The sequence below is a fragment of the Acidobacteriota bacterium genome (genome assembly GCA_030697165.1).
Taxonomy (GTDB): Bacteria; Acidobacteriota; Vicinamibacteria; order Vicinamibacterales; family UBA2999; genus 12-FULL-67-14b.
The window spans coordinates 250,225-256,838 of the sequence record JAUYQQ010000003.1; the positions used below are offsets into that span (position 1 = coordinate 250,225).

The 6,614-nt window shown below is 65.9% G+C and carries 4 protein-coding genes; 2 read left to right on the forward strand and 2 right to left on the reverse strand.

The features are described 5' to 3' along the window. Positions 1 to 22 precede the first annotated feature (22 nt). Positions 23 to 3,544, reverse strand: a complete 3,522-nt coding sequence (dnaE, locus tag Q8T13_03945; protein ID MDP3716901.1) for a DNA polymerase III subunit alpha — start codon at positions 3,542 to 3,544, stop codon at positions 23 to 25. A gap of 7 nt (positions 3,545 to 3,551) precedes the next feature. Beyond that, complete coding sequence (gene guaA, locus Q8T13_03950; GenBank protein MDP3716902.1) at positions 3,552 to 5,120, reverse strand: glutamine-hydrolyzing GMP synthase; 1,569 nt, start codon at positions 5,118 to 5,120, stop codon at positions 3,552 to 3,554. 14 nt (positions 5,121 to 5,134) lie between these two features. On the opposite strand from guaA, the gene Q8T13_03955 reads away from it, so the two are divergent. Both Q8T13_03955 and Q8T13_03960 read left to right on the forward strand, forming a co-directional pair. Beyond that, positions 5,135 to 6,217 carry a PQQ-like beta-propeller repeat protein gene (locus Q8T13_03955; GenBank protein ID MDP3716903.1) on the forward strand — a complete coding sequence of 361 codons (1,083 nt, stop codon included), beginning with the start codon at positions 5,135 to 5,137 and terminating at the stop codon, positions 6,215 to 6,217. Positions 6,218 to 6,362: 145 nt separating this feature from the next. Beyond that, positions 6,363 to 6,614, forward strand: a 252-nt coding sequence (locus tag Q8T13_03960) for a hypothetical protein (GenBank protein MDP3716904.1), incomplete at its 3' end; no start/stop codon positions are given.

The window sequence follows — 6,614 nt, forward strand, 5'->3', positions numbered from 1 at the left end:
GATCAGGGATCAGGGATCAGGGCTACGAGTGTACGGTTACTGAACCGGGTCCGCATATACGTTCAACGTCCGCGACAAACTGTTCCGAGGTCCGCACGCGAATCGAGGATGTTACCTCGGCGCGGACGATGACGTGGCGCGAGCCGCCGTTCAGCTCCACCTCGAGGGCCACCGGCCGGTCGCCGCGGTGCTTCGGCAGCAGTTCCCACAGCGCCTCAATCGTCTCACGCGGGCAGGCGGCCTTCAACCGGATCCTGACCCCGCGCGACAGCCGCTCCTTGAGCAGCGCCAGGGGCATGATCTCGGTGCACTGGAAGCGCGAATTCTCTTCGTCGCGCTCGAACTTGCCGCGCACCAGTAGCAGCGCCCCGTTCTCGATCACCATGCGGTGCTTGCCGTACATCTCGGGAAACACCACCACCTCGACCGAACCCTGGTGATCCTCGAGCGTGAACACGCACATCGGATCGCCCTTCTTGGTCTTCAGGCCGCGGAAGCCGCCGACGATGCCGCCAACATACACGTCTTCGATCACGAGGCGGCCGGGGACGCCGTCCACACCCTCCGGGATGTCGCTGAGCATCAGGTCGCCGACCGTCTTGGCGCCGAACGCGCGCAGGCTGTCGGCGTGGCGATCGATCGGGTGGCCGCTCAGGTACAGCCCGAGTGCCTCTTTCTCGTTCGACAGCAACTCCATCTCGGTCCACGGCGGCGAATCTGGCAGCCGGATGATCGACAAGCCGCCCTCGTCGCCGCCGCCGAACAGGTCGGCCTGGCCCTGGTCGCGGTCGCGCTGGGTGCGGTTGCCGTGCTCGATGGCGCTGTCAACGGCGCCGAACAGCTTGGCGCGCCCGGCAATCAGCGGCACGCCGGTTGGCACGAGGCTGTCGCAGGCGCCGGACTTCACGAGCGCCTCGAGCACCTTCTTGTTCACCAGTCGCAGATCCAACTCTTCGCACAGTTGGTGGACCGAGGTGATGCGCCCGGTGCGTTCGCGCACCTCGATCAGGCTGCGAATGGCGCCCTCGCCCAGCCCCTTGATGGCGGTCAGCCCGAACCGGACGCCTTCCGGCACCACCGTGAAGTGCAACTGGCTTTCGTTGATGTCGGGCGGCAGCACCGCGATCCCGCGTTCGCGAGACTCGCTGATGTAGACGGCGAGTTTCTCGGTATTGGCCGCCTCGATGGTCAGCAGCGCCGCGGCAAAGTGGCGCGGGTAATTCGCCTTCAGGTACGCGGTCTGGTACGCCAGGAACGCGTACGCCGTCGAGTGCGACTTGTTGAAGCCGTACCCGGCGAAGAACTCCATCAGTTCGAAGATCTTGCTGGCCTTCTTCTCGTTGACGTTCTTCTCGAGCGCGCCCTTCATGAAGGCTTCGCGCTGCTTGGCCATGACCTTCGGGTCTTTCTTGCCCATGGCCTTGCGGAGCACGTCGGACTGGCCCATGGTGAACCCGGCCACCACCGACGCCATGCGCATGACCTGTTCCTGGTAGGCGATGACGCCGTAGGTATCGGCGAGCACGGGCTCGAGCACCGGCAGGTCGTACTTCACCACGCTGCGCCCGGCCTTGCGGTTGATGTAGTCGTCCACCATCCCGCCCTTGAGGGGGCCGGGCCGATAGAGCGCGTTCATCGCAATCAGGTCTTCGAGCCGCTGCGGCTTGGCCCGCCGCAGGATCTCGCGCATGCCCGAGCTTTCGAACTGGAAGATGCCGTAGGTCTGGCCATCCACGAACAGCTGGTAGGTCTTCGCATCGTCCAGCGGCACGTTGTCGATGTCGAGCACGATGTGTTCGGTGCGCTTCAGTTCGGCCAGCGCGTCCTGGATCAGCGTGAGGGTGCTGAGGCCCAGGAAGTCCATCTTGAGCAGGCCGACGCGTTCGACCTCCTTCATGGCCCACTGGGTCGTGATTTCGTCGCGGTTGCTCTTGAACAGCGGCGCGTAGTCGGTGATCGGGCCGGGGGCGATCACGACGCCGGCCGCGTGGACGCCGGCGTTGCGCGACACGCCCTCGAGGCGCTTGCCCATCTCCAGCACATCGTTGACGCGGGCGTCAGCACGCGCCATGTCGCGGAGCACCGGGTTTTCGGCCAGGGCCTTCTCGAGCGTCATGTCGAGCGCCGGTGGAATCTGCTTGGCGATCTTGTCGACATCCGCGTACGGCATGTCCATCACGCGGCCGACGTCGCGAATGACGGCCTTGGCCTTCATGGTGCCGAAGGTGATGATCTGCGAGACGTTCTCGCGGCCGTACTTCTCGGTCACGTAGTTAATCACTTCCCCACGCCGTCGCTCGCAGAAGTCGACGTCGATATCGGGCAGCGACACGCGTTCCGGGTTCAGGAAGCGCTCGAAAATCAGGTCGTAGTGCAGGGGGTCGACATCGGTGATGCGCAGCGCCCAGGCCACGAGGCTCCCGGCCGCCGAACCGCGGCCCGGGCCGACGGGAATGCCGTGCTCGCGCGCGTAGCGAATGAAATCCCACACGATCATGAAATACCCGGGGTACTCCATCTTCTTGATCATCGCGATCTCGTACGTGAGGCGCTCCTCGTACTCCGCCAGGGTGTGGCGCAGCTCGCCTTTCTCGTCAGTCTGGCGCAGGCGCTCGAGCCGCAGCTTGAAGCCCTCGCGCGTGACGTGCTCGAAGTACTCGTCGAGCGTAAACCCTTCAGGGACCGCAAACTTCGGCAGGTGGTTCTGGCCGGACGGAATGGTGACGTTGCAGCGTTCGGCGATCAGCAACGTGTTCTGCATGGCCTCGGGATAGTCCCCGAACACTTCGGCCATCTGCGCGGCGGTCTTCAGGAAGAACTGGTCGCCGTGATATTTCAGGCGGTTCTCGTCGTTCACCGACTTGCCGGTGCCGATGCACAGCAGGATGTCGTGCGGCTTGTGGTCGCCGTGCCGCAGGTAGTGCACGTCGTTGGTCACGACCAGCGGCATCTCGAGGTCGCGGGCAATCGGCAGCAGGCCGTTGTTGACGATGCGTTGTTCCTCGATGCCCTGGAACTGCATTTCGAGGAAGAAGTTGCCCTTGCCGAGAATGTCGCGGTACTGCGCCGCGGCGGCGAGGGCCTTGGGCATCTGCTCCGCGCGAATCCCGCAGGCGACCTCGCCCTTGAGGCAGCTGCTGAGGCCGATCAGGCCTTCGGCATGCTGCGCGAGGAGTGCTTTGTCGATGCGCGGCTTGTAGTAGAAGCCTTCGGTATATCCCGACGACACCAGCTTGATGAGGTTCTTGAACCCCTGCTCGTTCTCGGCCAGCAGCACCAGGTGGTTTGCCGTCTCACCGGGTGTGCCGCTCTTGTCGCGGCGGTCGCCGGGGGCAACGTAGACCTCGCACCCCAGAATCGGATTGATCCCGCGCTTGCGCGCCGCGTCGTGGAACACCACCGACGAGAACATGTTGCCGTGTTCGGTGACAGCCAGCGCCGGCATCTTCAGCCGTTCCGCCTCGTCCAACAGCTCGTCGATGCGGCAGGCGCCGTCGAGTAGCGAGAACTCGGTGTGCAGGTGCAGGTGAACGAAGTCCTTCACCGCGCGATTACTCCCACTCGATGGTCGACGGGGGCTTCGAACTGATGTCGTAGACGACCCGGTTGATGCCGCGCACTTCGTTGACGATGCGCGAGGAGATCGTGGCGAGCAGGTCGTGCGGCAGGCGCGCCCAGTCGGCGGTCATGCCGTCGAGGCTCTCGACCGCGCGCACGGCGACCGTGAACTCGTAGGTGCGGGCATCGCCCATCACGCCGACGCTCTGCACCGGCAGCAGCACCGCAAAGCTCTGCCAGATGCGCTCGTACCACCCGGCCTTGCGGACCTCGTCCGCCACGATGGCGTCGGCCTTCTGCAGCAGCGTGATCTTGTCGCGGGTGATGTCGCCGAGAATGCGGACGGCGAGCCCGGGGCCCGGGAACGGCTGGCGGACCAGGAATTCCTTCTCGATGCCCAGATCCCGACCGACGCGCCGCACCTCGTCCTTGAACAACTCCCGAAGCGGCTCCACCAGCTTGAACTTCATGCCTTCCGGCAGGCCACCCACGTTGTGATGGCTCTTGATGGTGGCCGACGGTCCGCGGACCGAGACCGACTCGATGACATCGGGATAGAGCGTGCCCTGCGCCAGGAAGTCGAAGTCGCCCAGCGCCTGGGCCTTCTCGTTGAACACGTCGATGAACGTGGCGCCGATGATCTTGCGCTTCGTCTCCGGATCGGTCACGCCGGCCAGCCGGCTCAGAAAGATGTCGGTGGCATCGACGTGGTGAACCGGCAAAGCCAGCTTCTTGTAGCGCTCCACCACCTGCTGGGCCTCGTTCAGCCGCAGCAGTCCGTTGTCGACGAAGATGCACTGCAGGTGGTCGCCGATGGCGCGATGGATGATTGACGCGGCCACCGTGGAATCGACGCCGCCCGACAAGCCGCACACCACGCGGCCGTTGCCCACCTGGGCCTTGATGCGGGCCGTCGCCTCGTCGATGAACGAGGCGATGGTCCAGTCGCCGGTGCACCCGCAGACGCCGAAGGCAAAGTTCCGCAGCAGGTCGGTGCCGCGGTCGGTGTGTGCCACCTCGGGGTGGAACAGCATGGCGTAGTAGCCGCGATCCGCGGCTTCCATCACCGCCACCGGCGCGTTGTTGCTGGTCGCGGCGACGGTAAAGCCCGGCGGGGCCGCCGCGACGAAGTCGCCGTGGCTGGCCCAGACCTTCAGCTCGTCTGGAATGCCCTCGAGCAGCCGCGACGGCGTGGCCGGCTCGCGCCGGACGAGGGCGTGGCCGAACTCGCGGTGCGCGGAGCGGCCCAGCGTGCCGCCCAACATCTCGGTCATCAGCTGCATGCCGTAGCAGATGCCCAGGGTCGGGACGCCCAGGTCGAGCACCGCGCGGTCACAGTGCGGCGCGCCCTCTTCGTCAACGCTGCTCGGACCGCCCGACAGGATGACGCCAATCGGCGCCTTGGCCTTGATGGCGTCGAGCGAGGTGTTAAACGGAAGTATTTCGCAGTAGACCGAGAGCTCGCGCAAACGGCGAGCGATCAGTTGGGTAAACTGCGAGCCGAAATCGAGGACGATGATGGTTTGGTGGGCCACGAAATCTCGAATGAGAGGGTAAGCCACTATTATAAGGGCTGATGGCTGTTTTGTTGGCGGCGCTCGTCGCGATTCTTCAGGAGCCGGCCGCGACCGTCGCGCCGCTCGACCCGCGCTGGTCGCTTCCGTTCGATTCTGCGCCCGCCGCGGCCGCCGGTTTCGATGCCTCAACCGCATTCGTGCCGCTCAAAGGCGGACAGCTGGTGGCGGTTGATCTCGACAGCGGCGCCGTCCGCTGGCGGCTGGACGTCGCCACGCCGTTCACGCCGGCCGCGGGCGACGGCCTGGTGTTTACCGTGACCGAAGCCACGATCGAAGCGCGCGACGCGCTGACCGGCGCGGCGCGCTGGCGCGCACCGCTCCCCGGCGGCGCGGCCGTTTCGCTGTACTGGGACACCGGGTGGTTGCTCGCCTCCACCCCCAACGGTGACCTCGCCGCCTTCAGGGCCGCCGACGGCCAACTGGTGTGGCGGCAGGCGCTCGGCTCGGCCCTGGCGGCGGCGCCGGCGCCCGCGCTCGATCGCCTCTTCCTGCCGCTCGCCGACAACCGGCTGGTCTCGGTGCTGCTCGCGACCGGCGAAACCACCTGGTCTCGTAAACTCGACGCTCGCATTACCGGCTTACTGGCCCTCGATGACCAGTTGGTGTTCGGCACGACGGCCAAAGATGTCGTCAGCGTGAACCTCACCAGCGGCCGCGAGCGCTGGACGTGGCGCGTCGGCGGCGACGTCTCGGGGCTGCCGGCCGCCGATGAGCACCGCATCTACTTCGCCGCACGCGACAACGTGCTGCGCGCTGTCGACCGCAAGAACGGCAACCTGCGATGGAGCGCGTCACTCCCCTCGCGGCCATCCGGCAGCCCGTTGCCGCTGCCGAACCAGGTGTTGATGCCGCTCGTCTCAAAAGCCGTTGCCGGCTTCGACCTGGAGACCGGCAAGCCGACGGTCACCGTGGAGGCCGCCGGCGAGATTGGGCTGCAGCCGTTCTTCCGCGCAGGGGCCAGGGCCACCGCCGTGCGGCTGGTCACCGTCAGCCGCGACGGCCAGTTGCAGGGATTCGCGCAGCGGTTCGAGCCGGTGCCGGGGCCACTGATGGAGCTGCCGGGCCTGCCGGCCGTGCCTTAGGCCACCAATGGGATCAACAGAAATACAGCCACAGATTAACCACAGATTAGACGCAGATTTTCAGTGTTCAATTCTTCCCAAGCCCCAAGCCCCAATCCCCAAGCCCCAAGTACCAATTCCCAAGCCCCTGGCGTATACTCCACCCGTGAGCACGAGTGGCCGGCGTGGTTGCGCAGCCGTGTTGGCGGTGGGGCTGGCTGGTCTGGTGTCGGTATCCCATACCCAGACGCCCGCCGCGACCCAACCGCAGACCCAGACTCCAACCCAGACCCAGACTCAGACCGGGCAGGCGTTTCGCGGCGGCGTCAACGTCGTGCGCGTGGATGTGTACCCGACCCGCGACGGGGCGATGGTGCCCGATCTGACCGCTGCCGACTTCGAGGTGCTCGAGGACGGC

Bases quoted from the DNA above. Each gene is read 5' to 3' on its own strand.
- Q8T13_03955 (MDP3716903.1), top strand. From the start codon at position 5,135: ATGGCTGTTTTGTTGGCGGCGCTCGTCGCGATTCTTCAGGAGCCGGCC.